At 52.8% G+C, this 26,953-nt stretch carries 23 protein-coding genes; 10 read left to right on the top strand and 13 right to left on the bottom strand.

From position 1 onward, the window contains the following. Nucleotides 1-9: 9 nt before the first annotated feature. Together mscK and acrR are read right to left on the bottom strand one after the other, a co-directional pair. Nucleotides 10-3,351: a mechanosensitive channel MscK gene (mscK, locus tag KCG39_RS25120; protein WP_142467852.1), complete on the bottom strand. Its 3,342-nt coding sequence runs from the start codon at nucleotides 3,349-3,351 to the stop codon at nucleotides 10-12. Nucleotides 3,352-3,481: 130 nt separating this feature from the next. After that, nucleotides 3,482-4,132 carry a multidrug efflux transporter transcriptional repressor AcrR gene (gene acrR, locus KCG39_RS25115; protein ID WP_004129917.1) on the bottom strand — a complete coding sequence of 217 codons (651 nt, stop codon included), beginning with the start codon at nucleotides 4,130-4,132 and terminating at the stop codon, nucleotides 3,482-3,484. Between the two features lie 142 nt (nucleotides 4,133-4,274). Here acrR and acrA point away from each other — a divergent pair, with 142 nt between their 5' ends. The 5 genes from acrA to maa all read left to right on the top strand — a co-directional run bounded on the left by acrA (nucleotide 4,275) and on the right by maa (nucleotide 10,452). Beyond that, complete coding sequence (acrA, locus tag KCG39_RS25110) at nucleotides 4,275-5,468, top strand: multidrug efflux RND transporter periplasmic adaptor subunit AcrA (RefSeq protein WP_004129915.1); 1,194 nt, start codon at nucleotides 4,275-4,277, stop codon at nucleotides 5,466-5,468. 22 nt (nucleotides 5,469-5,490) lie between these two features. Continuing rightward, nucleotides 5,491-8,637 carry a multidrug efflux RND transporter permease subunit AcrB gene (gene acrB / locus KCG39_RS25105; RefSeq protein WP_004129913.1) on the top strand — a complete coding sequence of 1,049 codons (3,147 nt, stop codon included), beginning with the start codon at nucleotides 5,491-5,493 and terminating at the stop codon, nucleotides 8,635-8,637. Between the two features lie 467 nt (nucleotides 8,638-9,104). Beyond that, nucleotides 9,105-9,479 carry an Hha toxicity modulator TomB gene (gene tomB, locus KCG39_RS25100; protein WP_004129911.1) on the top strand — a complete coding sequence of 125 codons (375 nt, stop codon included), beginning with the start codon at nucleotides 9,105-9,107 and terminating at the stop codon, nucleotides 9,477-9,479. 26 nt (nucleotides 9,480-9,505) lie between these two features. Beyond that, nucleotides 9,506-9,724, top strand: a complete 219-nt coding sequence (locus tag KCG39_RS25095) for an HHA domain-containing protein (RefSeq protein ID WP_004099646.1) — start codon at nucleotides 9,506-9,508, stop codon at nucleotides 9,722-9,724. A 161-nt stretch (nucleotides 9,725-9,885) separates the two neighbouring features. Continuing rightward, a complete protein-coding gene (maa, locus tag KCG39_RS25090; protein ID WP_049114562.1) occupies nucleotides 9,886-10,452 on the top strand; it encodes a maltose O-acetyltransferase in 567 nt (188 codons plus the stop codon). Here maa and KCG39_RS27830 read toward each other — a convergent pair. Continuing rightward, complete coding sequence (locus KCG39_RS27830; protein ID WP_224326009.1) at nucleotides 10,424-10,558, bottom strand: hypothetical protein; 135 nt, start codon at nucleotides 10,556-10,558, stop codon at nucleotides 10,424-10,426. The two genes, maa and KCG39_RS27830, sit on opposite strands and share 29 nt — an antisense overlap. Nucleotides 10,559-10,578: 20 nt before the next feature. On the opposite strand from KCG39_RS27830, the gene KCG39_RS25085 reads away from it, so the two are divergent. Then, nucleotides 10,579-11,049, top strand: coding sequence for a YlaC family protein (locus KCG39_RS25085; protein WP_004129906.1), 471 nt, complete (start codon nucleotides 10,579-10,581; stop codon nucleotides 11,047-11,049). Here the strand turns inward: KCG39_RS25085 and pdxR are convergent. Further along, nucleotides 11,024-12,478, bottom strand: coding sequence for a MocR-like pyridoxine biosynthesis transcription factor PdxR (gene pdxR, locus KCG39_RS25080; protein ID WP_049114563.1), 1,455 nt, complete (start codon nucleotides 12,476-12,478; stop codon nucleotides 11,024-11,026). The two genes, KCG39_RS25085 and pdxR, sit on opposite strands and share 26 nt — an antisense overlap. A 99-nt stretch (nucleotides 12,479-12,577) precedes the next feature. On the opposite strand from pdxR, the gene KCG39_RS25075 reads away from it, so the two are divergent. After that, nucleotides 12,578-13,276, top strand: a complete 699-nt coding sequence (locus tag KCG39_RS25075; RefSeq protein ID WP_049114564.1) for a GNAT family N-acetyltransferase — start codon at nucleotides 12,578-12,580, stop codon at nucleotides 13,274-13,276. Here the strand turns inward: KCG39_RS25075 and ykgO are convergent. The 3 genes from ykgO to KCG39_RS25060 all read right to left on the bottom strand — a co-directional run bounded on the left by ykgO (nucleotide 13,273) and on the right by KCG39_RS25060 (nucleotide 14,861). Continuing rightward, complete coding sequence (gene ykgO / locus KCG39_RS25070; protein WP_003859006.1) at nucleotides 13,273-13,413, bottom strand: type B 50S ribosomal protein L36; 141 nt, start codon at nucleotides 13,411-13,413, stop codon at nucleotides 13,273-13,275. The genes KCG39_RS25075 and ykgO overlap by 4 nt on opposite strands. Beyond that, on the bottom strand, nucleotides 13,413-13,676 hold the full coding sequence (locus KCG39_RS25065; protein WP_004129897.1) for a type B 50S ribosomal protein L31: 264 nt from the start codon (nucleotides 13,674-13,676) through the stop codon (nucleotides 13,413-13,415). Before KCG39_RS25065 ends, ykgO begins: the two co-directional genes overlap by 1 nt. Nucleotides 13,677-13,787: 111 nt before the next feature. Then, nucleotides 13,788-14,861 (bottom strand): LacI family DNA-binding transcriptional regulator, encoded by a 1,074-nt coding sequence (locus tag KCG39_RS25060; protein ID WP_004129892.1) that lies wholly within the window; start codon nucleotides 14,859-14,861, stop codon nucleotides 13,788-13,790. 268 nt (nucleotides 14,862-15,129) lie between these two features. Here KCG39_RS25060 and KCG39_RS25055 point away from each other — a divergent pair, with 268 nt between their 5' ends. Next, a complete protein-coding gene (locus KCG39_RS25055; protein WP_004129890.1) occupies nucleotides 15,130-16,401 on the top strand; it encodes a maltoporin in 1,272 nt (423 codons plus the stop codon). 122 nt (nucleotides 16,402-16,523) lie between these two features. On the opposite strand, the gene KCG39_RS25050 is transcribed toward KCG39_RS25055, so the two are convergent. The 6 genes from KCG39_RS25050 to KCG39_RS25025 all read right to left on the bottom strand — a co-directional run bounded on the left by KCG39_RS25050 (nucleotide 16,524) and on the right by KCG39_RS25025 (nucleotide 23,658). Next, on the bottom strand, nucleotides 16,524-16,838 hold the full coding sequence (locus KCG39_RS25050) for a PTS sugar transporter subunit IIB (protein ID WP_004129888.1): 315 nt from the start codon (nucleotides 16,836-16,838) through the stop codon (nucleotides 16,524-16,526). A gap of 65 nt (nucleotides 16,839-16,903) precedes the next feature. Then, nucleotides 16,904-18,961, bottom strand: coding sequence for a beta-galactosidase (locus KCG39_RS25045; RefSeq protein WP_004129885.1), 2,058 nt, complete (start codon nucleotides 18,959-18,961; stop codon nucleotides 16,904-16,906). Nucleotides 18,962-18,992: 31 nt separating this feature from the next. After that, complete coding sequence (locus KCG39_RS25040; protein ID WP_211811495.1) at nucleotides 18,993-20,195, bottom strand: glycoside hydrolase family 53 protein; 1,203 nt, start codon at nucleotides 20,193-20,195, stop codon at nucleotides 18,993-18,995. Between the two features lie 4 nt (nucleotides 20,196-20,199). Next, the gene (locus KCG39_RS25035) at nucleotides 20,200-21,051 is read right to left on the bottom strand and encodes a sugar ABC transporter permease (RefSeq protein WP_004129882.1); all 852 of its coding nucleotides are present in this window, start codon (nucleotides 21,049-21,051) and stop codon (nucleotides 20,200-20,202) included. A 10-nt stretch (nucleotides 21,052-21,061) separates the two neighbouring features. Beyond that, nucleotides 21,062-22,369 (bottom strand): carbohydrate ABC transporter permease, encoded by a 1,308-nt coding sequence (locus tag KCG39_RS25030; RefSeq protein ID WP_004129879.1) that lies wholly within the window; start codon nucleotides 22,367-22,369, stop codon nucleotides 21,062-21,064. 56 nt (nucleotides 22,370-22,425) lie between these two features. After that, nucleotides 22,426-23,658, bottom strand: coding sequence for a maltodextrin ABC transporter substrate-binding protein (locus tag KCG39_RS25025; protein WP_004129876.1), 1,233 nt, complete (start codon nucleotides 23,656-23,658; stop codon nucleotides 22,426-22,428). A 353-nt stretch (nucleotides 23,659-24,011) separates the two neighbouring features. Here KCG39_RS25025 and KCG39_RS25020 point away from each other — a divergent pair, with 353 nt between their 5' ends. Both KCG39_RS25020 and KCG39_RS25015 read left to right on the top strand, forming a co-directional pair. Continuing rightward, the gene (locus KCG39_RS25020; protein ID WP_049113924.1) at nucleotides 24,012-25,121 is read left to right on the top strand and encodes an ABC transporter ATP-binding protein; all 1,110 of its coding nucleotides are present in this window, start codon (nucleotides 24,012-24,014) and stop codon (nucleotides 25,119-25,121) included. 243 nt (nucleotides 25,122-25,364) lie between these two features. Further along, the gene (locus KCG39_RS25015; RefSeq protein WP_112165810.1) at nucleotides 25,365-26,951 is read left to right on the top strand and encodes an EAL domain-containing protein; all 1,587 of its coding nucleotides are present in this window, start codon (nucleotides 25,365-25,367) and stop codon (nucleotides 26,949-26,951) included. The last annotated feature ends 2 nt before the right edge of the window (nucleotides 26,952-26,953 follow it).

The following is a 26,953-nucleotide window of genomic DNA, read 5'->3' as shown; positions in this document are numbered from 1 at the left end:
CCATTATGCTTAGCCCATCGTCGGCGAGGCATCGCCGCCTTTATCACGCTTCACCTCAGTGACTTCATCGCCTTTCTCATTGCGCAGATGAACTTCAAGCTGGTTAAAGGCAATATCAATATTGTTCTCGCGACACAAACGATCGATAGCGCGGTTAAGCTCATCCACCGCGTAGCTGCGATCGCGAAGTTCACGCACGTACAGGCGCAGTTCATGATCGAGCGTACTGGCGCCGAAGGTGGTAAAGAAGACCGCTGGCGCGGGCTCTTGCATGACTTTCGGATGCTCATGCGCGGCCTGGAGCAGCACTTCTTTAACCTTATCCAGGTCGGAACCATAGGCCACGCCAAGGCGGATGACCACGCGGGTGACGGTGTCGGATAGCGACCAGTTGATCAAGCGTTCCGTCACGAAGGCCTTATTCGGGATAATGACCTCTTTACGGTCAAAATCGGTAATGGTCGTGGCGCGAATACGGATTTTGCTGACGGTACCGGAGAAGGTGCCTATGGTCACCGTATCGCCAATACGCACCGGGCGCTCAAAGAGAATAATCAAACCGGAAACAAAGTTACCGAAGATCTCCTGTAGGCCAAACCCTAAACCAACCGACAGGGCGGCTGCCAGCCACTGAAGTTTGTCCCACGAGACGCCCAACGAGCCAAATACCGTCATCGCGCCAATAACAATAATGGCGTAATTAAGGATGGTCGTAATCGCATACGACGCCCCCTGGCGCATATTGAGTCTCGATAGCACCAGCACTTCCAGTAGGCCCGGCAGGTTGCGAATTAACGCCCAGGCGACTATCGACGCGACAATCGCGAACAGCAGGCTGCCCATGGTGACGCTTTTCACGGCGCTGACGCCGGCTTCCGTACCGTTGTAATGCCACAGCGTAATACTGTCGAGATAGGCGAAGACGGTGATCAGATCGGACCAAATCGCCCAGAAAAGCACGGCAAACAGCGCAATCATCACCAGCATCGTAATACGCAGCGTTTGCTGGTTAACCTGCTCCAGGGCAATGGTCGGTTCTTCCTGGGGTTCGGCCCCTTCAGCGCCCTCTTTAACCAGATGCTGACGGCGCGCCAGCGCACGGCGCCAGGCAATACGCCGGGCGGCCACGCTCAGGCCGCGCAGAACGGTCTGATAGAGCAGGTTCCACAGCATCACCAGATAAACGGTTTCAATCCAGCGGCCGGCAAGACGCAGCGTGGTGTAGAAGTAGCCGGTTGCCGTCAGCACCATCAGGGCGATAGGAACAATCGATAGCACGGTGACCGTAATAAGGCGCAGGCTGTGGGATTCTTTATCGCGCCAGCTCTCGCGGCACATCGGCAGGACAAGCACCGCGATCAACAGCAGGTTGAGGAAAATCACAAACTGCCCGAGCACGTCATCCATCAGATGAAGCGGCGACAGCTCCGACATCACGGACCAGAAATTCAGCGGCAACAGGGCAAGGCTTACGCGGACAATCTGCCGCCGCCAGTGGCTGGTCAACTGCGACGGCATATTAAAGTGGCTCACCGCCACACCGTCTTTTTCCAGCACCTTCCAGCACAGGCCAAACACCAGCCAGAACAGCGCCAGCTTCTTGCTGTAGGCCCACAGCAAATCGCTGATATTCAGCTGCATCGTCAGCAGAATCAGACCAATGGCCAGAATCAGCAGCACCACCGGCAGCGCGCGGATCAGATCGATAAGAATCGCTTTCGGCGTGTGGAGCTGAGTATCATTGCGCAGTTGCCCCACCTGTGAAGCCAGCTTCGCCTGATACGCTTTAAGCCACTGCAGACGCCAGCGAATAAGCCCAGCGATCAACAGCAGCGGCAGCCCGGCAAGGAAAGCGATAAATACCGCAGGCCAGGCCTTTTCCCAGTTTACGGTGATTTTCATCGCCTTAAACTGCCCTTTCAGCGCTTCCGGGAAGGATTTAACCCATTCCCAGTCCATCGGACGGTTGCTGTTTACCCAAAAAATCTGCTGCGTCAGAATGGCTTTCAGGTTGGTCGACACGCTCATTAACTGCTGCTGGTTGATCTGCAGGTTAATCGCCATCATCAGCTGGTTACCCAGCTGTTTGTTAAACTGATCGAGCAGTTCACGGCGCATATCAACGATCTCGAGAAGCGCGTCATGCACCTCGGAATTCACCTCGCTACTATGCCCCTCCTCCAACTTCGCGACGTACGCATCGCTCTGGAACAACGCATCGCGCTGCTGGTTAACCTCAAACTGCTCGAGGCGCAGGTCAGCGATGCGGTTCGTCATATCGCTCAGCTCCTCCGCAGAGGGCAGCGTTTGCTGCTGCTGATAAAGGATACGCGACAGCAGCAGGCTGCCTTTCAGCACGGAGATCTGCTCTTTTATGTCACGCTCGGATTGCAAAGCGCGATCGAGCCAGGTCTTCACTTTGATATTGCGCTGAACCAGCTGATTACCATTTTCCGTCGCTGAAATAAGCCTTTCGCTAAGCTGGTGGTTAATATCCAGCTCCTGCTTCACCAGCGGGTTGGCCTGAATACGCGCCGTTTCGTCAGGGGACACGGCTTCCTGCGCCGTCTTTTCCGTCAGCGTCAAGCGCTTGCTATTCACCGCTTCCTGCAATAGCTGCAGCTGGTGTTCCAGGCGATTACTGTAGGCGGTGACGTAATCACGCTGCTTTTGCAGGGTATCCTGCAGCACCGTGTTGCCTTCCAGGCTTTTGCGCTGCTGGTCTATCTGCGCATTCAGCAGAGCCTGCTGCGCCAGCAGTAAATTCTGCTGGGTAGGACGCAGCGTCTCCTCGCCCGTCGAGGTGCCATTCAGACGATTACGGATCTGCTGCAGCTGCTGCGAAGCGGAATACATCGCATTCTGCACGCGTTCCGGCTGCGTCTGTAGAGAAACGAGCTGGCTGTTGTAGGTTGCCAGGTCGTTCTGCGCGTTTTGCAAATCGTCCAGCGTCTGGGAGACGCGCGCTTCCAGCTGACGTAACGATAACGTGCTCAGCGTTTTACGCGTCGCCTCATCATCGGGTACATCGCTTAGCGCGTTGAGGCTATCGATAGCCTGATTCATTTTCGCTGGCGCCTGAGTCACCTGCTGACGCAGTTGCGTCGTCTCCGTCTTAATGCGTTCGATTTTATCGAGGGTTTCCAGGGTCTGGGTCAGGTCCTGCTGAACCAGCTTGTCCTGCGGGGTCAGATCCTTTTGCTTACTCAGCGTCGTAAGCTGGCTTTGGACCTCAGAACGTTCAGGTAAATCAGCCGCCAGCGCCGGGTTAACGCTAATACAGCCGATAAAAAACATCAGGGTAAGAACAACAACGGATATGGCGTTTCGCCAACGGATAGTATGCAGCATAGTGTTAACATGAGTGATTGCAAAAGCCGGAGAATACCGGGGATCGTCGCAGCGCGAAGAATAGCACTTCTGTTATCGCGCGAATAGCGGCGGACAGCAGGAAAAATGTTCCTGATGCCCGCAAGGAGACTTAAGCTTCCCGTTCTTCACAACCGCGTAGGGAGGGACAAAATTGATACATTTCAAGCAGCGTTTCGACATAAGCCCGCGCTTCTTTTCGCAGATCGAAGGCGTTGGGCGCCAGCAGCCAGTTTTCCATCAGGCCAGAAAGGTAGCTGCGCATTAAAATCGCCGCCCGGCGGGTCAATAAATTCGCGGGCAGCATCTTCGCCGCAATGCACTCTTTTAATGTTTGTTCGATACGATCGTAGCTATCAAGGCATAAACTTCGCTGTGCTTCCTGCAACGTGACCATCTCACCGACGAATTCACATTTATGGAAGATGATTTCCATCATCAGGCGGCGGCGTTCCTCTGTCACAGTTGCTTCAAGGATATACACTAAGATCTCTCTGACAACTGACAGTGGATCGTTGGGGAATTTTGCCCGATACTCAACTTCGAGATCGTTGATGTTGGCTTCTGAAAGTACCCATATTTCATTAAATAAATCTGATTTATTTTTGAAATGCCAATAGATAGCGCCCCTCGTCACACCGGCCTCTTTTGCAATTGCGGCCAGCGAGGTGGATGATACCCCTTGCTGCGAAAACAAACGCAGAGCAACATCCAGAATATGTTGCCGGGTCTCAAGCGCCTGTTGTTTGGTTTTTCGTGCCATAGGTCGATGAGTTTATAGAGGTTACGTTTACATACATTTATGAATGTATGTACCATAGCATGACCATAATAGAAACACAGCAGTGGGTTTGTGGTCGATTGAGCCACTGAACAATTTGAAATTGGACACTCGAGGTTTACATATGAACAAAAACAGAGGGTTAACGCCTCTGGCGGTCGTTCTGATGCTCTCAGGCAGCTTAGCGCTAACAGGATGTGACGACAAACCGGCTCAGCAAGGGGCCCAGCAAATGCCGGAAGTCGGTATTGTGACGCTCAAATCCGCTCCTCTACAAATTACTACCGAACTACCAGGCCGTACCAGCGCTTATCGCGTTGCGGAAGTTCGTCCTCAGGTCAGTGGCATTATTCTTAAACGTAACTTCACTGAAGGGAGCGATATCCAGGCAGGCGTATCTCTTTATCAAATCGATCCGGCGACCTATCAGGCCACGTATGAAAGCGCGAAAGGCGATTTAGCCAAAGCGCAGGCGGCGGCAAATATGGATCAGTTGACGGTTAAACGTTATCAGAAACTGTTGGGCACTAAGTACATTAGCCAACAGGATTACGATACTGCCGTGGCGACGGCTCAGCAGAGCAACGCCGCCGTGGTCGCCGCCAAAGCTGCAGTTGAAACCGCGCGCATTAATCTGGCCTACACCAAAGTCACCTCGCCAATCTCCGGACGCATTGGTAAATCCGCCGTCACGGAAGGCGCTCTGGTGCAAAACGGGCAAACCACCGCGCTGGCGACCGTGCAACAGCTGGATCCTATCTACGTTGACGTGACGCAATCGAGCAACGATTTCCTGCGTCTGAAACAAGAGCTGGCCAACGGCAAGCTGCAGCAGGAAAACGGTAAAGCGAAGGTTGAACTGGTCACCAACGACGGACTGAAATACCCGCAGAACGGTACGCTGGAGTTCTCTGACGTCACCGTTGACCAGACAACCGGTTCTATTACGCTGCGCGCTATTTTCCCGAACCCGGATCACACTCTGCTGCCCGGCATGTTCGTCCGCGCACGCCTGGAAGAAGGTGTAAATCCTGATGCGTTGCTGGTTCCTCAGCAGGGCGTAACCCGCACTCCGCGTGGCGATGCCAGCGCTATGGTTGTCGGCGAAGGTGATAAAGTCGAAGTTCGCCAGATTACCGCCACTCAGGCTATCGGTGATAAATGGCTGGTCACCGAAGGGCTGAAAACGGGCGATCGCGTCATCATCACCGGTCTGCAGAAAGTCAGACCAGGCGTACAGGTTAAAGCGCAGGAAGTCGTTTCTGACGATAAACAGCAAGCCGCAGGCAACGCTCAGTCAGAACAAACCAAGTCTTAACTTAAACAGGAGCCGTTAAGACATGCCTAATTTCTTTATCGATCGCCCCATATTTGCGTGGGTGATCGCCATTATCATCATGCTGGCTGGGGGGTTGTCGATCCTCAAATTGCCGATAGCGCAATATCCAACGATTGCGCCGCCGGCAATTTCCATTACAGCCATGTACCCCGGTGCCGATGCTGAAACCGTGCAGAACACCGTGACCCAGGTTATCGAACAGAACATGAACGGTATCGATCACCTGATGTACATGTCTTCCAATGGCGACTCCACCGGTACAGCAACCATTACGCTAACCTTTGAATCAGGTACCGATCCGGATATTGCCCAGGTACAGGTGCAGAACAAGCTGGCGCTGGCGACACCGCTGCTGCCGCAAGAAGTTCAGCAGCAGGGTATCAGCGTTGAAAAGGCCTCCAGCAGCTTCCTGATGGTTGTCGGCGTTATCAATACCAACGGCACCATGAATCAGGATGACATTTCTGACTATGTCGCCGCCAACATGAAGGATGCGATTAGCCGTACCAGCGGCGTCGGTGACGTCCAGCTGTTTGGTTCCCAGTACGCCATGCGCATCTGGATGGATCCGAACAAACTTAATAACTTCCAGCTGACGCCGGTTGACGTTATCAGCGCACTGAAAGCGCAGAACGCCCAGGTTGCAGCAGGACAGTTAGGCGGTACGCCGCCGGTGAAAGGTCAGCAATTGAACGCCTCCATCGTGGCGCAGACCCGTTTAACCAATACTGAAGAGTTCGGCAATATTCTGTTGAAGGTTAACCAGGACGGTTCCCAGGTGCGTCTGCGCGACGTCGCGAAGATTGAGCTGGGCGGTGAAAACTATGACGTTATCGCGAAGTTTAATGGTCAGCCCGCATCTGGTCTGGGTATTAAATTAGCAACCGGCGCGAACGCGCTGGATACTGCCAACGCCATTCGTGCCGAACTGAAGAAAATGGAGCCTTTCTTCCCTTCAGGCCTGAAGATTGTTTATCCGTATGACACCACCCCATTCGTGCAGATCTCCATTCACGAAGTGGTGAAAACGCTGATCGAAGCAATCATTCTGGTGTTCCTGGTTATGTATCTGTTCCTGCAGAACTTCCGCGCAACGCTGATTCCGACTATCGCCGTGCCGGTCGTATTGCTGGGGACGTTCGCTATCCTCGCGCTGTTCGGCTTCTCGATAAACACGCTCACCATGTTTGGTATGGTGCTCGCCATAGGCCTGCTCGTGGATGACGCCATCGTGGTGGTGGAAAACGTCGAGCGTGTGATGGCCGAAGAAGGGCTACCGCCGAAGGAAGCCACGCGTAAATCAATGGGCCAGATTCAGGGCGCGCTGGTGGGTATCGCGATGGTGCTTTCCGCGGTGTTTATCCCGATGGCCTTCTTCGGCGGTTCTACCGGTGCGATTTACCGTCAGTTCTCGATCACCATCGTTTCCGCAATGGCGCTGTCGGTACTGGTGGCATTGATTCTGACCCCGGCGCTCTGCGCCACGATGCTGAAGCCCATCCAAAAAGGCAGCCATGGCGCAACCACCGGCTTCTTCGGTTGGTTTAACCGTATGTTCGATAAGAGCACGCATCACTACACCGATAGCGTAGGCAACATCCTGCGCAGCACCGGTCGTTATCTGGTGCTGTACCTGATCATCGTTGTCGGCATGGCCTGGCTGTTCGTTCGTCTGCCAAGCTCGTTCCTGCCGGACGAAGATCAGGGGGTATTCCTGAGCATGGCGCAGCTGCCTGCGGGCGCAACTCAGGAGCGTACCCAGAAGGTTCTGGATGAGATGACCGATTACTATCTCACCAAAGAGAAAAATAACGTTGAATCGGTATTCGCCGTTAACGGCTTTGGTTTCGCGGGTCGTGGGCAGAACACCGGCATCGCGTTCGTCTCTCTGAAGGACTGGAGTCAGCGTCCAGGCGAAGAGAACAAAGTTGAAGCGATTACCGGGCGCGCAATGGGCTATTTCTCACAGATTAAAGACGCAATGGTGTTCGCCTTTAACCTGCCGGCAATTGTTGAACTGGGTACCGCAACGGGCTTTGACTTCCAGCTGATCGACCAGGCAGGGTTAGGCCATGAAAAACTGACTCAGGCTCGTAACCAGCTCTTTGGTATGGTTGCGCAGCATCCTGATGTCTTAAGCGGCGTTCGTCCAAACGGTCTGGAAGATACTCCGCAGTTCAAAGTGGATATCGATCAGGAAAAAGCGCAGGCTCTTGGCGTTTCTATCAGCGATATTAACACGACGCTTGGCGCAGCATGGGGTGGTAGCTACGTCAACGACTTCATTGACCGCGGTCGTGTGAAGAAAGTGTATATCATGTCTGAAGCGAAATACCGTATGCTGCCGGAAGATATCGGTAACTGGTACGTACGCGGTAGCGATGGACAGATGGTGCCCTTCTCCGCCTTCTCGACTTCACGCTGGGAATACGGCTCACCGCGTCTGGAGCGTTACAACGGTCTGCCATCGATGGAAATCCTCGGCCAGGCGACACCGGGTAAGAGTACCGGTGAAGCGATGAACCTGATGGAAGAGCTGGCGGGTAAACTGCCTGCAGGCATTGGCTATGACTGGACCGGCATGTCTTATCAGGAACGGTTGTCAGGCAACCAGGCACCTGCGCTGTACGCCATCTCGCTGATTGTCGTCTTCCTGTGTCTGGCTGCGCTGTATGAAAGCTGGTCGATTCCGTTCTCGGTAATGCTGGTCGTTCCACTCGGGGTTGTGGGTGCGCTGCTGGCTGCCACCTTCCGCGGATTGACCAACGACGTTTACTTCCAGGTTGGTCTGCTGACGACCATTGGCCTGTCGGCGAAGAACGCGATACTAATCGTTGAATTCGCCAAAGATCTGATGGATAAAGAGGGCAAAGGTCTGATTGAAGCAACGCTGGAAGCCGTTCGTATGCGTCTGCGTCCGATTCTGATGACCTCGCTGGCGTTCATCCTTGGGGTCATGCCGCTGGTTATCAGCTCCGGCGCAGGCTCCGGCGCGCAGAACGCCGTTGGTACTGGCGTAATGGGCGGGATGGTGACCGCGACGGTTCTGGCGATTTTCTTCGTGCCAGTGTTCTTCGTGGTAGTCCGTCGCCGCTTTAGTAAGAAAAATGAGGATATTGAGCACAGCCATCCGGTTGAGCATCATTAATCTCTCTTCACAGGGCCGCATACGCGGCCCTTTTCTTTTCCCTGATTTAAAGCGCACGGATTGTTATTGTTTGTTTTATAACCTGAGATATAATATTTAATGATGAGTCGTGGTGCTTATCTCCGTTTTTCTCTGCGACTTTCCTTCCCGCTCACCCTAACTCAGAATATTCTCAATCACTGACTTTATGTATGGTTGTCTTCGTATAACGGCAAAACGCAGCGGCTAACTTGATGAAATATAAGGTCAGTATTCATTTTTACCGATCGGGTTAACGGCACGATATAATAAAGACCGAGGCATTGAAGATAAATGGACGCTGATAATTGTAATTTTTCGTAATAGCACGATGAAATCTTTTTAAGAGTGGATTATAGTTAAACAGCAAGATTACAATGTATGTGTCAGGTCTGTTAGTCGTGTTCATCCCACAACGGTCGTTTAAACCACTCAAAAGGGGATGCGTTATGGACGAATACTCGCCAAAAAGACATGATATTGCGCAGCTTAAATTTCTCTGCGAAACCCTGTATCATGACTGTCTTGCAAACCTGGAAGAGAGCAACCACGGCTGGGTTAATGACCCAACTTCGGCTGTCAATCTTCAACTTAATGAATTGATCGAGCACATTGCCGCGTTCGCGCTTAATTATAAAATTAAGTATGCTGAGGATAATAAGCTGATTACTCAGATTGACGAATATCTGGATGACACTTTCGTCTTGTTCAGCAACTACGGCATTAACAGTGCGGATCTGCAGAAATGGCGCAAATCTGGCAATCGGTTATTCCGCTGCTTTGTCAACGCCAGTCGGGAAAACCCGGCCAGTCTTTCTTGTTAGTATTATTACAATCAAAAGGTGGATTTATGTCTGATAAAACATTAACCAAAATAGACTATTTGATGCGCTTACGACGCTGTCAGACAATTGATACGCTGGAGCGCGTAATTGAAAAAAATAAATATGAACTTTCCGATAATGAACTGGCGGTATTTTACTCAGCGGCCGACCATCGTCTTGCTGAGCTGACGATGAATAAACTGTATGACAAGATCCCACCTTCAGTCTGGAAATTTATCCGCTAGTTTATTTCAAATGAAAGTCATACATCTCGTGTCGAAAACACCCCGCTTTGGTGATGAGAATAAGTGTGACTGTGCTCACAGATGTTGGCTTAATGCAAAGATGAAACCGGTTTCTTTTTATACTATGGCGGCCTGACGATAAGGAAATAAGGGAAGCGTCCATGAGTGAAGAGAAACAAAAAATGATTGCCGGCGAACTATATCTGGCAGGTGACGCCACGTTGAAAGCCGATCGCCTGCGGGCCAGGCAACTGTTGCACCGCTACAACCATTCGGCGCCTGAAGAACATGAATTAAGAAAAGCATTATTGTCTGAACTGCTTGGGCACGCGAGTGATGCGTATATCGAACCCACCTTTCGCTGCGACTACGGCTACAATATCTCCCTCGGCAAAAATTTCTACGCGAACTTTGATTGCGTCATGCTGGACGTCTGTCCGATTCATATTGGGGATAACTGCATGCTGGCGCCGGGCGTACATATTTATACCGCCACGCATCCCCTTGACCCTGTCGACCGCAATAGTGGTCAAGAGTACGGAAAACCCGTCACCATTGGGCACAATGTATGGATTGGCGGGCGGGCAGTAATTAATCCTGGCGTGGCTATCGGCGATAATGCCGTGGTGGCTTCGGGTTCCGTGGTAGTGAAAAATGTGCCCGCCAACGCCGTCGTCGGCGGAAACCCGGCACAGATTATCAAAATGCTGGAGAGCGAAAAACGGTAACTGTTATGCTTTTCTGCAACCAATCTGTTACTTTCCCCATAGATTTACGCAACATAAAATAGCCCTCAGGCTGAGCCCGATTTGTCACGCCTGCATACGGGCTCATGGCAGAATTTGGGGAATAAGATGACAGAAATACAGCGGCTGCTGAAGAGCACCATTGATGAACTTAATGTGAAAGAGAAACGCGACAACCGTCCGCGTTTTAGCATTAGCTTTATTCGCAACCACCCATGGCTTTTTGTCGCCATGTACGCGGCTTTCCTGGCCACGCTTATTGTGATGCTTCGTTCCGAAACGCTGGTGGATTCTGTCTGGCTGTTAATTGTTTTATTTGTTCTGCTAAACGGTTTCTTCTTCTTTGACGTCTATCCACGCTATCGTTATGAAGATATCGACGTTCTTGATTTCCGCGTTTGCTACAACGGCGAATGGTATAACACCCGGTTTGTCCCTGAACAACTTCTCGAGCGTATTCTGCAATCGCCACGCGTCGATCGCGAGCAAAAGGCGCAGCTACAAAAAATGATCGCCACCAAAGGCGACCTCTCATTTTACGATGTGTTTTCTCTTACTCGCGTCGGTTCTGCGCAATAAGACGATTGAGCGTCCGTACCGCAGCAATGAAATGTGAGGCGGACGTATTTCCGTAGCCCAGAACCAAGCCGCTTCGCGCCGTTTTTACATCTAGATAAAAACGGCTTAATGCCCCGGGCGCCAACTGAAAGCGCCGGGCCTGCTGCACAATCGCCTGGTCATCCATGTTGTCAATAGCGACGGTCAGGTGCAAGCCTCCCTCTCCGCCAAAGAGTTCATAAGGATGGTTAAGTTCTTGAGCCAGGACGTCCCGCAGGTGCTGCTGGCGTTTGCGGTACAAACGGCGCATCGCGGCCAAATGACGTGCGTAGTGCCCCTCTTCAATGAACAACGCCAGCGCCTTCTGTTCAGCCCGGTGCCCGCCGCGTAATAGCGCACCAATGACGCCTCGTGCAGCCTCCGCCAGCGCGGGAGGCATCACCATAAAGCCAATGCGCAGCGCCGGAAATAGCGTTTTGCTGAATGTCCCCAGATAAACCACCGGCGCCTGCCTGGCCATCCCCAGCATGGCCGGAATGGGCTCACCGCTATAGCGAAATTCGCTGTCGTAATCATCTTCGATAATCCACGAATCATGCCGGCGGGCATATTCCAGTAACGCCAGTCGTCGCCCGGCGCTCATCACGGCTCCGCAGGGGTATTGATGTGAAGGTGAAGTAAAGATCAATCGCGGCGCTTTGCTATCAGCAGAGGTATCTAAACGCATTCCTTCACGATCAACCGGTACACCCTTTATATGAAGACCTGATTTGAGAAATATGCTTTTTGCTCCCGGATACCCGGGCTCTTCCACCCATGCCATATCGCCGGCTACGCTCAGCAGGTGCGTGCATAAATCGACGCCTTCCAGCGCCCCTTCTGTAATCACTATCTGGCTGGCTTCGCAGCGGATCCCCCGGGAGAGCGCGAGGTGGCGAGCAATGGCTTTTCGTAGTACGAGCTCTCCCTGCGCATCGCCGTAGCCCAGTAATGTGCTGCCCTCTTCGCGCAGTACCCGATCGAGCAGCCGACGCCAGATGGAAAGTGGAAAGTAATTCACCGCAGGCATTCCCGGCGTAAAGAGCAACGCGGGCGAATCCCGGTGAATTGCTGCCGGCAATCCCTGTAAATATTCAGGAAGCACAATAACGCGCGCCTCAATGTCCTCTTCTCCCTGAGACCTCAGGGGCGCGACGTACGTTCCCTGACGACTACGCAATAGATATCCTTCTATTGCCAGCTGCTCCAGCGCGCTGTTGATGGTATTGCGCGAAAGCCCCAGATGCTGCGCCATGGCGCGCGAACCGGGTAGACGACTATCGCCCGCCAGCGTGCCCTGCAAAATAGCCTCGCGCAGTTGCTGATAGAGGGTTCGCTGTAGGGTTTCACTTCCTCTACCGCATAGGGCCTGCTCGAGTAAAGTAAAAAAAGCATCATCCGGAATATTCATCACCGCTCCTCGTGGCACCATATAAACATACTCTTATGGCACTTTTTATGGAACCAATAAGGGCTTAATCTCATGGCATTCACCCACAAAGGAACCCCCATGAGCCATCTTAATCAATTCGATCAACCCGTTGGCGCTGCCCTGCCCGACTGGCAGCCTCGTCAGCACCCCGAGAGATTGAATCTGCAAGGTCGCCTTTGCCGGCTTGAGCCATTGCGCTCCACGCACGCCAGCGCGCTGTTTGATGCCCATCGCTTAGCCCCGGACACCCGAAGCTGGACGTGGCTGCTGCGTGAGCCGGATAACAGCGTCGAGGAATATCGCGCGTGGATAGAGAGCGTGGCCATGCAGGCCGACCCCATTCACTATGCCGTGATAGATCAGCTGACAGACCAGCCCGTTGGCTCACTGGCGTTGATGAGAATTGATGCCAAAAATGGCGTTGTTGAAGTCGGCCACGTACACTTTTCGCCTCTGTTGAGCCGGACGGCGATGGCAACCGAGGCCCACTCGCTACTGATGCACTACGTATTTGATACGCTCGGCTATCGTCGCTACGAGTGGAAATGCAACAGCCTGAACGAGCCTTCACGCCGGGCGGCGCTGCGGCTGGGATTTCAGTATGAGGGACGCTTTCGTCAGGCGCTGGTGATAAAGGGCCACAACCGCGATACCGACTGGTTTTCGATTATCGATTCAGAGTGGCCGCAGATTCATAGAGCAATGCGACAATGGCTGGCCGCCGACAACTTTAGCGCCGATGGCCAGCAGTTACGGACGCTGGAGAGCTTCCGTTAACGTCTTTTCTTGCGACCCTGTACGGCCTTAAAGCGGGGATTACTTTTGCAGATAACGTAAAGCCGCCCTTTTCGTTTCACGATCTGGCAATCCGGATGGCGCTGTTTCGCGCTACGCAATGAGTTGAGTACCTGCATTATTTGCTCCTTTTCGCATCAATAAAACCGCCGAAGCGCTGGCGGAAACGAGCGGTGCTGCCTTCATTGTTGAAGGCCTTCTGTTTACCGGTGTAATACGGATGCGATTTGGAGGAGACGTCGAGCGTGACGTAGGGATACGTCTCGCCATCCAGCTCAATCTCACGCTCGGTGCGGATCGTTGAACCAACTTTAAAGAATTCGTTAGCGCTGGTGTCGTGAAAAACCACCGTACGATAATGCGGATGAATATTGGGTTTCATAGCGACCTCAATCATTACGTTATAACATAACAATATCGTACGCCGTGCGAATCTAAAGATCAACCCTGAGAATAAGAAGGATTATGGGCGGCGCAGGCCGCCCGTTACGGATTAAGGGCTCAGCTGATGCGCCAGGGCCCTGAGCTGTTCGGCAATAGACTGAAGGTTTTTGCCGGGCTCCGTTTTCGCCCCGGTAGAGTGGCGCACGACAAGACGGGCCGGAAGAATTGAAGAAGTATGGGAGGTTTCGTTATCGCCGCTATCGAGTAGGCGCCGAACGGCCTCTTTTCCTTGTAAGTCAAGATCCAGCGAAACGGTGGTTAGCGCCGGGTAAAAAAACGAGCTTTCATAGGTATCATCATAACCAATAACCGACTTTTCCCCCGGGATCGGTACCTGATGCTGATGAAACGCGCTAAGCACGCCCAGCGCCATCTGATCGTTCCCCACCAAAACGGCGGTAAAGTTTGGCGTCTCTCGCAACATTTGCAGCGCGCCGGCATAGCCGCTCTGCGCATCCCAGTTACCGCGAATCACCGTGACCGGCTGTAGCCCATAACCTTCGAGGGTTTCTATCCAGCTTTTCAAACGCAATTTGGCCGATACCGAGCTTTCCGGACCGGCCAACAGCGCTATCTCCCGATGCCCCATTTCATAGAGATATTTGACGCTGGCTCGGGTGCCGTCTGCCGGATTAAACGAAACGTTAAACACGGAGCTATAGGGATCGACATCTAAAAAAAGACAGACGATATCATCGTTATCAGCGGCAATTTTCTGAGCCTGATCAGTCTCCAGAGGCACGTTGATGATGACCTTATCCACCAGCTGAGATTTAAGTTCATTAATGGAATCTTGAATGCTTTGGTTGACGCTCTCATCGATCATTGAAATGAGTACCTGATAACCTTCCACATTCGCATAGCGTTTAACCGCCGCGGCCACCTGAGAAGGCGCATGCAATGCGAGGGAGATCGTAACCAGACCTACGGTACGGCTTTGCTTGCCTACCAGCTGTTGCGCCAGGCGGTTTGGGACATAACGCAGCTCCTCAATGGATTTCTCCACCTTGCTGCGCGTGGCTTTGGATACATTAGCAGATTTGTTGAGTACCCTGGACACGGTCTGATAGGAGACGCCCGCATGGCGAGCAACGTCTTCTAAGGTCGCGCTTTTAGACTTCATGGTCCGGTTCCTTATGTTGTTATCCCTGGATTGTAACAGGGGCAATGTAAAAAAACGCTCATTGCCGCCTTCCTCGAACAACAATCAACATTAAAAGTATTACGCTCACAATACAACAAATTGTGAATAGACTCACCACCTGCAACAAAACCCGCTAATTTATTTGCAGTTAATCACACTATAGCGATCATTCAATTGCCTGTATTTTGGTTTAGGGATTTTATAACACCGGTTATGTGAACGTAATACAAAAAATAAGAGGATAGACATGAACACTACGCTGCGCACACTCTCCGCTGCGTTGGCCGCTGCGCTGATTTCACCATCCGTGTTTGCTGCTTCCGCCACGCTTCCGGGTATCGATTTTCATGGCTATATGCGCGCCGGGGTTGGGGTCTCCGGCGACGGCGGTCAGGCCGAATGGCAAAAAAACAAAATTGGCCGTCTGGGTAACGAGTCCGATACCTACGGCGAGCTGGAGTTGGGCTCGGAGGTCTACAAGAAGAATGACGTGAGCTTCTATCTCGATAGCATGGTCAGCATGGTTTCTGACGGTTCGAACGATAACGAAACCACGCTCGATGATGATGCGCAGTTCGGCCTACGCCAGCTCAACCTGCAAATTAAAGGTCTGGTCCCGGGCGATCCTAACGCGGTCATTTGGGGCGGTAAACGCTACTACCAGCGCCACGATCTGCACATCATTGATACCAAATACTGGAACATTTCCGGATCCGGCGCCGGGATAGAAAACTATACCCTCGGCCCTGGCGCCGTCTCATTTGCCTGGATCCGCGGTGATGCGAATGACGTCGACTACCGCGTCGACGGCGACAGCAACGTGAATATTAACTACCTTGACCTGCGCTACGCAGGCTGGAAGCCATGGACCGGGTCGTGGACCGAATTTGGTATCGACTATGCGATGCCTAACACCACCAAAAAGCAGGACTCCTACGGCGGCCTGTATGATGCAGAAAACGGCGTCATGCTAACCGGTGAAATCAGCCAGGATATGCTGGGCGGTTACAACAAAACGGTGCTGCAGTACGCAAACAAAGGGCTGGCGCAGAACATGGTTTCCCAGGGCGGCGGCTGGTATGACATGTGGAACTACGTCAATGACGCCACCGGCTATCGGGTGATCAATACCGGTTTAATTCCGATTACCGAAAAATTCTCTATTAACCACGTTCTGACCTGGGGATCCGCGGACAACATCACCGATTACACGGATAAAACGCGCATGCTGTCGCTGGTGGCTCGCGGACAGTATCAATTCACGGAATACGTACGCCTGATTGGCGAAGTGGGCGGTTTTTACCAAAAAGATAGCTACAAGAACAATACAGACTATAAGCAGGCTGGTGAGAAATATACCATCGCGCTGGGCCTGGCCGATGGCCCTGACTTTATGTCTCGCCCGGAACTGCGTATTTTCGCTTCGTATCTGAATGACTCAGAAAATGGTAAACCTTTCGAAGATCAAACAGCCAATAACACGTGGAACTTTGGTGTACAGGTCGAAGCCTGGTGGTAGTCGTCATTTAACTGTTTTATCTCCAGCTGTAAGGTCGTTAATTACCCTCCGGTAATGATTATTGCCATTGATACTTTGTTTTCTTTTCGGGATAACCCATTATTGCGTTATCCCGTTTTATTTTATTTACGGCTGGCAAAGTGTTCGTCAAGTAATTGACGCAAAGCATCCGACTGTTTACCGAAAATAGCATGCACCTGCTGCCCAAGGATAATAACGCCAAGCGCTCCCTGCTGCTGTAGCTCCTGAGAGTCAACAATCGACAGATTATTCACCGTGACGCGTAAGCGGGTGATACAGGCGTCAACGTTGACAATATTCGCCTCGCCGCCGAAAGCCTGAATTAAACGTTCAATCTGTTGTTGTTCCCCAGGGCTTAACGTTACCGCCGGACGCGACTGGGAGAAGTAATTCAGAAAGGATTTTAAACTCACCATAATAAGCTCCTGATAAGCAGATAAAAAAACGCCTGCTCGCAGGAGCAGGCGCGGATAGAGAAAAATTACGCGTGACGACTGAGGATGCGGCAATCCCACGCTTTTAAGGTCAACGGCGCGTTCAAGTCCGTGCCGGTAAGGCTGTCCTGGTAGCCCTGCGGTAAGGTCACCTGCTGCTGCTGCGCGCTGTAGTTTTGCAGGAACACGTAGGTAGTCTCACCGTCCGTGCGCGCGGTCGCCACCACGCCCGGCGGGAAATCGGCCTCCACCGCGCGCGGCAGCGCCAGCTCTTTACTTATGGCGCTGAAGAAGTCCCGCTGGAAAGCCAGATCGTTGCGCGAAGCGACATGCCAGGCTTTACCTTTACCCACGTGATTAACGGTGACCGCCGGTCTTCCCGCGTAAAAATCATCGCGGTAGGTCGCCAGCGGCTGCGCCGTTTCGGCGTGGATCAGTTCACACAGATGGCGTACCTGATACGGTCCCTGCAAACCTCCTTCATTGCCCGCCAACCCCTGTACCAGATTACGTTCGCCATCGTTCAGGCAGTCAATCTCTTCCGCCCAGATGCCCAGCAGCTTGCGCAGCGGACCCGGGAAGCCACCGAGATAGCATAGGTCAGATTCGTTAACAATCCCCGTCCAGTATGTTGTAACTAAATGACCGCCGTTGGCCACAAACGCCTCGGCGCGTTCGGCAAAGCCGTCGCGAACCATATACAGCATCGGGGCAATGACCAGCCGATAAGCGCTCAGGTCGACGTCGGCATCAATGATATCTACCGCAATCCCCTGTTCCCAGAACGGACGATAGTGCTCGTTGACGGTATTTTCATACTCCATCCCGAGATTACGCGGCCCCTGAGCATCATCCAGCGCCCAGCGGTTTTGCTGGTCAAAGATAATCGCCACTTTCGCATCCGTCCGGCAGCCCACCACGTCCGGCAGCTGGCTTAACATCTCGCCAAGCTTTGTCACTTCACGGCCCACGCGCGTATCCAGGTGACCGACGTGATCGATAATTGCGCCATGGAATTTCTCTACCGAACCGCGGCTCTTACGCCACTGGAAATACTGTACCGAGTCGGCCCCGTGCGCTACCGCCTGCAGAGAAGAGAGAATATGCATTCCCGGTTTTTTCAGCTTGCTGGTCGGCTGCCAGTTAGTCGCGCTCGGCGTGGACTCCATCAGGACAAACGGTTTTCCGCCCTTCAGGCTGCGCATCATGTCGTGATACATGGCGGTGTAGCAGGCCAGCGTGGTTTCATCTTTATCGCGATGCCACATGGGGTAGCTGTCCCACGAGATGAAGTCCAGCGCCGGCGCCAGCTGCCAGTAGTCGTAATCGTAGAAATACTCCATAAAGTTGGTTGTCACCGGCAGCTCAGCATTCGCCGCTTTCAGTGGCGCAATTTCGTGGCGGCAGAAATCCGTCACCTGAGCGGTATTGAAGCGATGCCAGTCAAGGTTCAGACCATGAATGGAGACTTCCCCCTGCGGAGCCGGAGATTCAATTTGCGACCAGTCGCTATAGGTGTGGCTCCAGAAAGTGCTCCACCAGGCATGATTGAGATTATCCAGCGTTTCATAGCGCGCTTTCAGCCAGTCACGGAAACGCTCCTGGCACAGGCTACAGTGGCATTCGCCGCCATACTCATTGGAGATATGCCAGCCCAGCACCGCCGGATGCTGCGCATAGCGCTCCGCCAGCAGGGTGTTAATTTTCAGGGTTTTCTCACGATAGACCGGCGACGACATACAGTGGTTGTGACGCCCACCGTGCAGCGCAGGCACCCGATCGCGACCGACGCGCAGGACCTGAGGATATTTCTGCGACATCCAGGCCGGGCGTGCGCCGCTTGGGGTCGCGAGAAAGACATGTATTCCGGCGGCATACAGTTTATCCAGGATACTGTCCAACCAGCCAAACTCAAATACGCCTTCCTGAGGTTCAAGTTTCGCCCAGCTAAATATCCCTACCGACATGACATTACATTTTGCCTGCTGCATCATGGCAATATCTTTATCAATAATATCGGGATAGTTTTCCCACTGCTCCGGATTATAGTCGGCGCCATGCAATAGCGCATTGACCTTCGGACTCAAAGGCGCAAATTTTTTCATAATAAACATCCTGAAGTTTAAAGCTGAATAATTAATTAAATACCTTCATCGACGGCAACGCTTTCCCCTGGCAATCAAACAGCGCCTGATTTTCCCGGGCATTACCCTCTTTCCACTCATCGTGGATATATTTCATTCCGGCAGGTGTCGCCCAGGTATTTCCCGGTACGGCAATCCACGTCGGCTCCCAATAAAAAATACCTTTACCACGATGGTTTGGAACATCCGCAACGGCCTGCATTAAGTCGTGAATATAATTATATTGCCCCTGTACGGTGGCGGGATAACCGCCATCCTTTTCCTCTTTTGCCTGGAAACTATTTTCGGCGTTGTCGCAGTTCTCCAGGGTATAGGCATAAGCGGCCTCTACCACAATCACGTCTTTGTTATAGCGCTTGCTGATATCATCCATATTGGCTTTCAGCGCGCTAATCGGTCCATTCCAGTAGGTATACATCGACAGACCAATAATCTCGTAAGGCACGTTACGCTTGCTGATTTCATCAAACCACCAACGGAAGGTGTCGTTTTTCGTGCCTTCGGCCAGATGAAGCATAATTTTAACCTGCTCACCGGCGGTGAGGTTTTCCTTCAGGCCATCGATGGCGGCGTTAAGCAGCCCCGCCAGGCGATCGAACTCGCCGCCACCCTGCCCCCAGCTTTTGCCCTCCGGCCACAGCATACCGCCGTTGATCTCGTTGCCGATCTGCACCATATCCGGCAGTACGCCCTCCTGCTTAAAACGGGCGATCGTGTCGCGGGTGTAGTCATGAATAGTGGTTTTCAGCTGCGGATAATCCATTTTCTCCCATGCCTTCGGCTTGAACTGCTTGCCGGGATCTGTCCAGAAATCGCTGTAGTGAAAATCAAGCAGCAGCTTCATCCCCTGCGCTTTTGCCCGCTTCGCCAGCGCCAGCGTCGCCGCGAGATCGTTATCGCCGCCGCCGTAGCGCTGACCCTGGGCGTCTTTTGGATCGACCCACAGGCGCAGGCGAACATAGTTCACGCCGTCGGCCTTCAGAATCGCGATCGGATCCTGCTGCTGATTGTGGTGGTTAAAAAACTTTGCGCCATGCTTTTCCGCGTCCAGCAGCGTGGAGATATCCGCGCCTTTAATAAAATCAGCGGGCATGTTGCTAAACGCTCTGGTTTGTAGCGCGTCCGCTGCCAGCGTACTGGCGGAGAAACAGCATGCCAGAGAAACAGCAAGCCACGCGGGTGTTAATCTTTTCATGGGGTTATCCTTTTGTGCTGCCAGAGGTGAGGCCGGAAACAAAGTATTTTTGTAGCGCCAGATAGAGAATCGCTACCGGCACGGCAATCAGCACCGCGCCCGCCGCATAGGTGGTGTAGCTGGCGCCCATTTTCTGCGCCACCAGGTTATACAGGCCGATCGGCAGCGTGTACTTATCCGGGGTACGCAGAATGGTGCTGGAAAGGATGAAATCCCCCAGCGGGCCGGTAAACGAGAACAGCGCCACCACCGCCAGTATCGGCTTCGACAGCGGCATAATGATTTCGATAAAGATGCGGAAGCTGCTGGCGCCATCCATCCGCGCAGATTCATCCAGATCTTTAGGGATCGCGTCCAGGTAGCCCTTCATGAGCCAGGTATTCATCGGGATCATGCCGCCCACGTAGATCAGTACCAGCGCCAGATGGCTATTGATCAGCCCCAGCAGCTGAGAGAGAACAAAGATCGCAATCAGCGCCGAGAACTGCGGGATCATCTGCAACAGCAGAAATAGCATCAGCCCGTTCTGCCGCCCTTTGAAACGAAAGCGCGAAAACGCATAGGCGGTGAAGCTCACGCTGAATAAGGTCAACACCATAGTCATGAAGCTGATTTTCATCGAGTTCCAGTACCAGGTGAGATAATTCACATTGCCGTTAAACAGATCCGCGTAATGCTGGAACGACAGATTTTCAGGAATAATCGACGTACTCAGCAGACTGTTCCCGGCATTCAGCGACGCCCCTACCGTCCAGACCAGCGGGTATATAATGATCGTCGATACAAAGATGACCACCAGCCAGGTGAGTGACAGGCGAATCCACTTTTCGCGTTTAATACTCGGTGATTTAGCCATGTTGCTTCCCTTACGCCATGTCGTCGTTTTTGAAGGATTTCGTGGCGCGGAACTGCCACAACGCCAGGCCGACGACAAAAATCGACAGCAGGATCGTGATGGTGGCCGCGATGGCGTATTGCGAAGACGACATGGTCAATTTGTAGATCCACGACACCAGAATATCCGTACCACCGGCATTCGACCCGGCTACTGCCGGCCCGCCGTTGTTGAACAAGTAGATGATGTTGAAGTTGTTAAAGTTGAAGGTGTACTGGGTGATGATGATCGGCGCAATGGAGTAGAGTACCAGCGGCAGAGTAATGGTCCGCAGGCGGGTAAACGCGCTGGCGCCATCCATGGTGGCCGCTTCATACAGATCGTCCGGGATCGCCTGCAGGACGCCGGTGGTCATGGCGAAAACAAACGGGAAACCCAGCCAGGTCTGCATCATAATCAGCGCCGTCTTGGTCCAGAACGGGTCGGTCAGCCACGCCTTTGGACTGATGCCAAAGAAGGACAAAATGGCGTTGTTAATCACCCCGAATGAATCATTGAACATACCGGCAAAAACCAGAATCGTCACGAATCCCGGTACCGCCCACGGCAGAATGAAAATTGTACGGATCATCGGCTTAAAGCGCAGATCTTTCTGATTGACCAAAATCGCCAGCAGCACGCCGACAGTACACTGCAGGGTCGTCGCCAGCAGCGTCCACACCACCGTCCACTGCAATACATCAAAGAAAGTCGAACGCCAGATGGATAATGTGAAGATGTTGATGAAGTTTTTGAATCCCACCCAATCCACCAGCTTCGCCGGCGGCGTGTGATAGAGATTGTAGTTAGTAAAGGCGATAGCAAAACCAAACAGGATCGGGAAGATGACCACAAACACCAGCAGTATGAAGCCGGGCGTGATCATCAGATACGGGAACCCTTCGCTGAGCAGCATCTGATACTGCTTGCGTACGCTATTCAGCGCCACGCCTTCATCGCGCTTTTTGCCGTTAACCCAGGCGTCGCGCAGCGAGAGGAAATATACCAACAAACCGAATGCGATAATCAGTACACTGATTATCCCTTCCGCCAGCAGGAAAATAGAGTTATCCCGCGGGACTTCCTCGCCTAAGGTATATAACCCCCACAGGCCTTCGCTGAGAAAGTCATAGAAAATGCTCATAAAACTGCTCAGCAGCGCCAGGAAGACAATCCCCTTCAGCCACTGGCGGTGATAAAACTGCCCAAAACCCGGCACGATAGCCAGCAACAGGCCGCACCACGCATGGCGTCCTGCGCCGCGCGCTTCGGCAATATTTTCGCTGGGATTGATAATCACACACGACTCCTTCTGAAAACGGGAGGACGGCCCTCCCGTTCTGTTACATCACCGGATTATTGATTGCTGGCCTGCATGGCTTCGATCTGCATCTTGATCTGCTTCTCTGCGTTATCGAGCGCCGCCTTCGGTTCCTGTTTACCGGTCAGGCTAAGCTCCAGCGCGGCGTTCGCCGGGCCCCATACTTCGCCCATCTCCGGGATCCCCGGCATCGCCGTCGCCCGCGCTGACTGAACCGCCACCGCGCTGGCCTTTTCGTCATTCTTAATCAGGGGATCGTCAATCATGGCCTTCAGAGGCGGGATTTCCCCGGTGGCGACATAGCGCGCTTTCACATACTGCGGCTGGTTGATGAACTCGATAAACTGCTGCGCCAGCGCTTTATCTTTACTCCACGTCGAGACCACATAGCCTTTCACACCGAGGAAGGAGCTCATCGGTTTGCCATCCGGCAGCGTCGGCAGAGGCGCGACGCCATAATGAATGCCTGCCGCTTCATACGGCTGGAAGGCCCATGGGCCGTTAATCACCGCTGCCGCTTTCTTCTCGGTAAACAGCGAGTCGATGGCGTTCAGCCCGTTATCGCCGAGGATCCCCGCCGGGAATACCTTGTCGGTGTAGAATTTTTTCAGGAAAGTCACCGCTTCCACCGCACCGGGCTTATTCAGGCCGACATCCTGCGGGTTGAAGCCGCCCTTATCGTTTTTGCCAAAGATATAACCGCCCATCGGACCGATGGCGCCCCAGCTGTAATAAATTTGGTCAAACTTAGCCAACAGGCCGTACTTACCCTCTTCGCGCTGCTTCTTCGAATAGTCGAACCACGCCTGCAGGCTATCCAGCGGCTTGTCGATCAGGTCTTTGTTGTAAATCAGCACCAGGGTTTCCACCGCTTTCGGTACGCCGTAAAGCACGTTATCCATATGGAAAGCGTTGATTGATGCCGGCGTAAAGGCCTCCTGCTTCGCCTGGTCCAGCGTCAGGGGAGACAGCAGCCCCTGGACGACCGCACCGCCTAGCTGGTCATTAGGGATCACCAGCACGTCCGGGCCAATGCCCGCCGGGCCATCAAGGCGCAGCTTTTCCAGCTGCTGGGCATACGGCATTTCCTGCACGTTCACCTTAACGTTGAACTGCTTTTCAAAATCGCTTACCGCGGCCTTAATGCCGTCGGATTTTTTGATGTCTTCCCAGACGTTGAGCTGTCCGGCCGCGTGCGCCTGCAGGCTCACCAGCTGCCCGGCAGCCAGAGTAGTAAGGATCAGTGCAGCAAGAGTGTTCTTTTTCATTATCAACCTCATGTGAAGGTATAACAATTTAATGGTTTTTATTGGGCGATGTGACTTCCGAAAATCTTTCATTTAACTGATAAACGGTGATTCATAAAGAAATCTGCCGTTATTTTTGATTTGTTATACGGTACGCTTTGAATGCTGACAAAACTACTGAAAGCTGCCAGTTGTGTGATCGTGATTGCAGAAATGAAACATCGATATAGGGTGCTAAAACTCTGGAAGTTATAGTCACTGCATGATTTTAGTGTCGTTGAGCATCGCTCGGCTGAATTGTTACACGTTATACAAATAGCGCGTCACAGCCCAAATCCCAACGGCAAAAACGGCTACTAACCCGGGGAATGTTGATGTCCAATATACGACTGAGGAATGTCACCAAACGGTTCGGCAGTACAGTGACGCTGCATCAGGTAAACCTTGATATTGAAGATGGCGAATTTGCAGTTTTCGTCGGCCCGTCCGGCTGCGGTAAATCGACGCTACTGCGAATGATTGCCGGTCTCGAAGAGGTGAGCGAAGGTGAAGTACTGATCGGCGATGAGGTCATGAACGACGTTGTTCCCGCCCATCGCGGCGTCGCCATGGTATTCCAGTCTTATGCGCTCTATCCGCACATGACCGTGGCGGAAAATATGGGCTATGGCCTGAAGGTGAATAAAGTGCCAAAAGATGAAATTCGCCGCCAGGTTGAAATGGTGGCGAAAACGCTGCAGCTCTCTCATCTGCTGGATCGTAAACCTAAACAGCTTTCCGGAGGCCAGCGTCAGCGCGTGGCGATCGGTCGCGCCATCGTGCGTAATCCACGGGTGTTTATGTTTGATGAACCCCTCTCCAACCTTGATGCTGAGCTGCGCGTTGAGATGCGTCTGCATATTGCTAAACTGCATCATGAACTCAAAACCACCATGGTTTATGTTACCCATGATCAGGTTGAAGCGATGACGCTGGCCGATAAAATCGTGGTGATGAACTACGGCAAAGTTGAGCAGATGGGTTCGCCGATGTCGCTGTATTACAACCCGGTCAATAAGTTCGTTGCGGGATTTATCGGTTCGCCGAAAATGAACTTCCTGCCCGCGACGGTCACCGCATGGCAGCCGGGCCAGCTTAGTGTGAAGATGGCGCAAGACCATAATCTGACGCTCAATATCACCACATCGCCGCTGCAGCCCGGCGCTACCGTTACCCTCGGTATTCGTCCTGAACATCTCTCAACTGATGTGAATATTGGCACCGTGGTTGAATTTCAATGTGAAGTCGTCGAGAGACTGGGTAACAACACCTATCTGTTCGGTCAGTGCTATGGCCACGATAATGTCAAAATTCTGCTGCCCGGCGACGTTCATTTCCGTCCCTGGCAGAAAATTAGCGTCGCGTTCGACGATCGCTACTGCATGGTCTTCGACGAAAATGACCTGCGGATTAGCGCCGACATCGCCGCGCCGGACGCTCATTAAACGCAACATCTGATTGTCATGATTGCGCTTTAGAATATGAGTCTGTGCTGACAACGCTTATTGTCAGCATACCAGCCCTCGTTTTTCTCCGCGACGCTTCATGCCTTGAGCGTCGCGGTTCATCCACTGTTAGCCCGAATTCGTTGCTATCTTGCGATTCGGGCCTTTTTATCCCGCGTGGTGAATCCCTTTTTATCTTTCGCGTATACTCATCGAACCCCTCCATAAAATAAGGAAATACTCATGACGACCCGGCATCAGGTGAGTCTGGTTACAGGGGTATTGATACTTGCCATTATCTTGCCGGTCGCGCTGAGCATCTGGCTGGCAACGCAGCAGGCCAAAGAGCAGTTTTATAGCGAGCTGGACAACTTTTCCGTCCGCGTGCTGGCGCGCGTTCAGCAGGTTGCCGATCAGGCAAGAGAGGCGCTGAAAGAAGCAGATGCGCATACGGCCACGACCTGCAGCCCGGAGCATCTGCTCACTATGCGACGGATCGCCTATACCCACCGTTACATTCAGGAAGTGCTGTGGTTACGCGAGGGTATTCCGCAGTGCTCCTCTCTTGAAGAGCACCAGGTGTCGGCCACCTTTCCCACTCCCGACCATCTCACTGCCGATGGCTACCGTACCTGGCTGACGTCGGTTAGCGACCTGGGACTGAAACATAAAATGACGGCTATGGGCAGCGAGCATCACGTGGTGATGATCGATCCTGTGTCGTTTATCGATGTCATTCCGTTAGGCCATGAAGAAATTCACACCCTTTTGTTTGGCACGAAACGCGATCAAATCATCATCAGCAGTAAACCACTCAACGCTGACGTCTGGGAGAAAATTAAGCATCAGAATGCCGAAACCTTAACCCTCAATAGCACCGTTTATCGTCTTCATCGTATCCCGGAACTGGGGTTGGCTATCGTCACCTGGTCCTCGACGTTGCCGCTGCAGAATAAGCTACATCAGCAGCTGATGCTGTGGCTGCCGATTGGTCTGTTCACCAGCCTTCTGGCCTCATTTCTGCTGCTTCGCCTGCTGCGCAGGCTGCGCTCGCCGCGTAATGGGATGCTTGATGCGCTGAATTCCCATGCCATTCAGGTCTATTACCAGCCTATTATTTCGTTGCAGAGTGGAAAGATCGTCGGCGCGGAGGCGCTTGCTCGCTGGAGGCAGCCCGATGGAAGTTTTTTATCGCCGGATATTTTTATTCCGCTTGCCGAACAAACCGGGCTGATAACGCGCTTAACCGAAGATATTGTACGGAAAATTTTTGCCGATCTCGGTAACTGGCTGCGCCGGCGTCCGGAGATACACATTTCGATAAACCTGTCGGTTGATGATTTGCGCTCGCCAAAGTTGCCGCTCCTGTTGCAAGAGCAGCTTCAGCTTTGGGGCATCAGCGCTCAGCAGATCATTCTGGAAATCACCGAGCGCGGTTTTGTCGACCCGCAAACCACTTTACCGGTGATCGCCGGCTATCGTCAGGCCGGACACCGTATTTCCATCGATGACTTCGGCACCGGCTACTCCAGCCTGAGCTATTTACAAAAACTGGACGTAGACACCCTGAAAATCGATAAATCGTTTGTCGATACGCTGGAGTATGAACTGCTGACGCCGCACATTATTGAAATGGCGAAAGCGCTCAATCTGGCGACCGTCGCAGAAGGCGTCGAAACCGAAAGCCAGCGCGACTGGCTACGTATGCATGGCGTGCAGTATGCCCAGGGCTGGCTTTATAGTAAGGCGCTGCCAAAGGAGACATTTATCCTCTGGGCTGAGAATAACCTGAAGGCGGATTCCGCGCCCTCCGGTATTGCTCACGTCTGACT

This window comes from Klebsiella pasteurii (assembly GCF_018139045.1).
Taxonomy (GTDB): Bacteria; Pseudomonadota; Gammaproteobacteria; order Enterobacterales; family Enterobacteriaceae; genus Klebsiella; species Klebsiella grimontii.
The sequence above is the reverse complement of the archived record's forward strand: the minus strand, read 5'-3'. Positions and strand labels throughout refer to the sequence as shown.

Coding starts and splice junctions, on each gene's coding strand:
- KCG39_RS25035 (WP_004129882.1), bottom strand. CDS start 21,051: ATGGCTAAATCACCGAGTATTAAACGCGAAAAGTGGATTCGCCTGTCA.
- maa (WP_049114562.1), top strand. CDS start 9,886: ATGAGTGAAGAGAAACAAAAAATGATTGCCGGCGAACTATATCTGGCA.
- KCG39_RS25060 (WP_004129892.1), bottom strand. CDS start 14,861: ATGAAGTCTAAAAGCGCGACCTTAGAAGACGTTGCTCGCCATGCGGGC.
- mscK (WP_142467852.1), bottom strand. CDS start 3,351: ATGCTGCATACTATCCGTTGGCGAAACGCCATATCCGTTGTTGTTCTT.
- acrB (WP_004129913.1), top strand. CDS start 5,491: ATGCCTAATTTCTTTATCGATCGCCCCATATTTGCGTGGGTGATCGCC.
- KCG39_RS25040 (WP_211811495.1), bottom strand. CDS start 20,195: ATGAAAAGATTAACACCCGCGTGGCTTGCTGTTTCTCTGGCATGCTGT.
- KCG39_RS25045 (WP_004129885.1), bottom strand. CDS start 18,961: ATGAAAAAATTTGCGCCTTTGAGTCCGAAGGTCAATGCGCTATTGCAT.
- KCG39_RS25020 (WP_049113924.1), top strand. CDS start 24,012: ATGTCCAATATACGACTGAGGAATGTCACCAAACGGTTCGGCAGTACA.
- KCG39_RS25075 (WP_049114564.1), top strand. CDS start 12,578: ATGAGCCATCTTAATCAATTCGATCAACCCGTTGGCGCTGCCCTGCCC.
- KCG39_RS25050 (WP_004129888.1), bottom strand. CDS start 16,838: ATGGTGAGTTTAAAATCCTTTCTGAATTACTTCTCCCAGTCGCGTCCG.
- acrR (WP_004129917.1), bottom strand. CDS start 4,132: ATGGCACGAAAAACCAAACAACAGGCGCTTGAGACCCGGCAACATATT.
- KCG39_RS25015 (WP_112165810.1), top strand. CDS start 25,365: ATGACGACCCGGCATCAGGTGAGTCTGGTTACAGGGGTATTGATACTT.
- KCG39_RS25055 (WP_004129890.1), top strand. CDS start 15,130: ATGAACACTACGCTGCGCACACTCTCCGCTGCGTTGGCCGCTGCGCTG.
- KCG39_RS25095 (WP_004099646.1), top strand. CDS start 9,506: ATGTCTGATAAAACATTAACCAAAATAGACTATTTGATGCGCTTACGA.
- KCG39_RS25085 (WP_004129906.1), top strand. CDS start 10,579: ATGACAGAAATACAGCGGCTGCTGAAGAGCACCATTGATGAACTTAAT.
- tomB (WP_004129911.1), top strand. CDS start 9,105: ATGGACGAATACTCGCCAAAAAGACATGATATTGCGCAGCTTAAATTT.
- acrA (WP_004129915.1), top strand. CDS start 4,275: ATGAACAAAAACAGAGGGTTAACGCCTCTGGCGGTCGTTCTGATGCTC.
- pdxR (WP_049114563.1), bottom strand. CDS start 12,478: ATGAATATTCCGGATGATGCTTTTTTTACTTTACTCGAGCAGGCCCTA.
- KCG39_RS27830 (WP_224326009.1), bottom strand. CDS start 10,558: ATGAGCCCGTATGCAGGCGTGACAAATCGGGCTCAGCCTGAGGGCTAT.
- KCG39_RS25065 (WP_004129897.1), bottom strand. CDS start 13,676: ATGAAACCCAATATTCATCCGCATTATCGTACGGTGGTTTTTCACGAC.
- ykgO (WP_003859006.1), bottom strand. CDS start 13,413: ATGCAGGTACTCAACTCATTGCGTAGCGCGAAACAGCGCCATCCGGAT.
- KCG39_RS25025 (WP_004129876.1), bottom strand. CDS start 23,658: ATGAAAAAGAACACTCTTGCTGCACTGATCCTTACTACTCTGGCTGCC.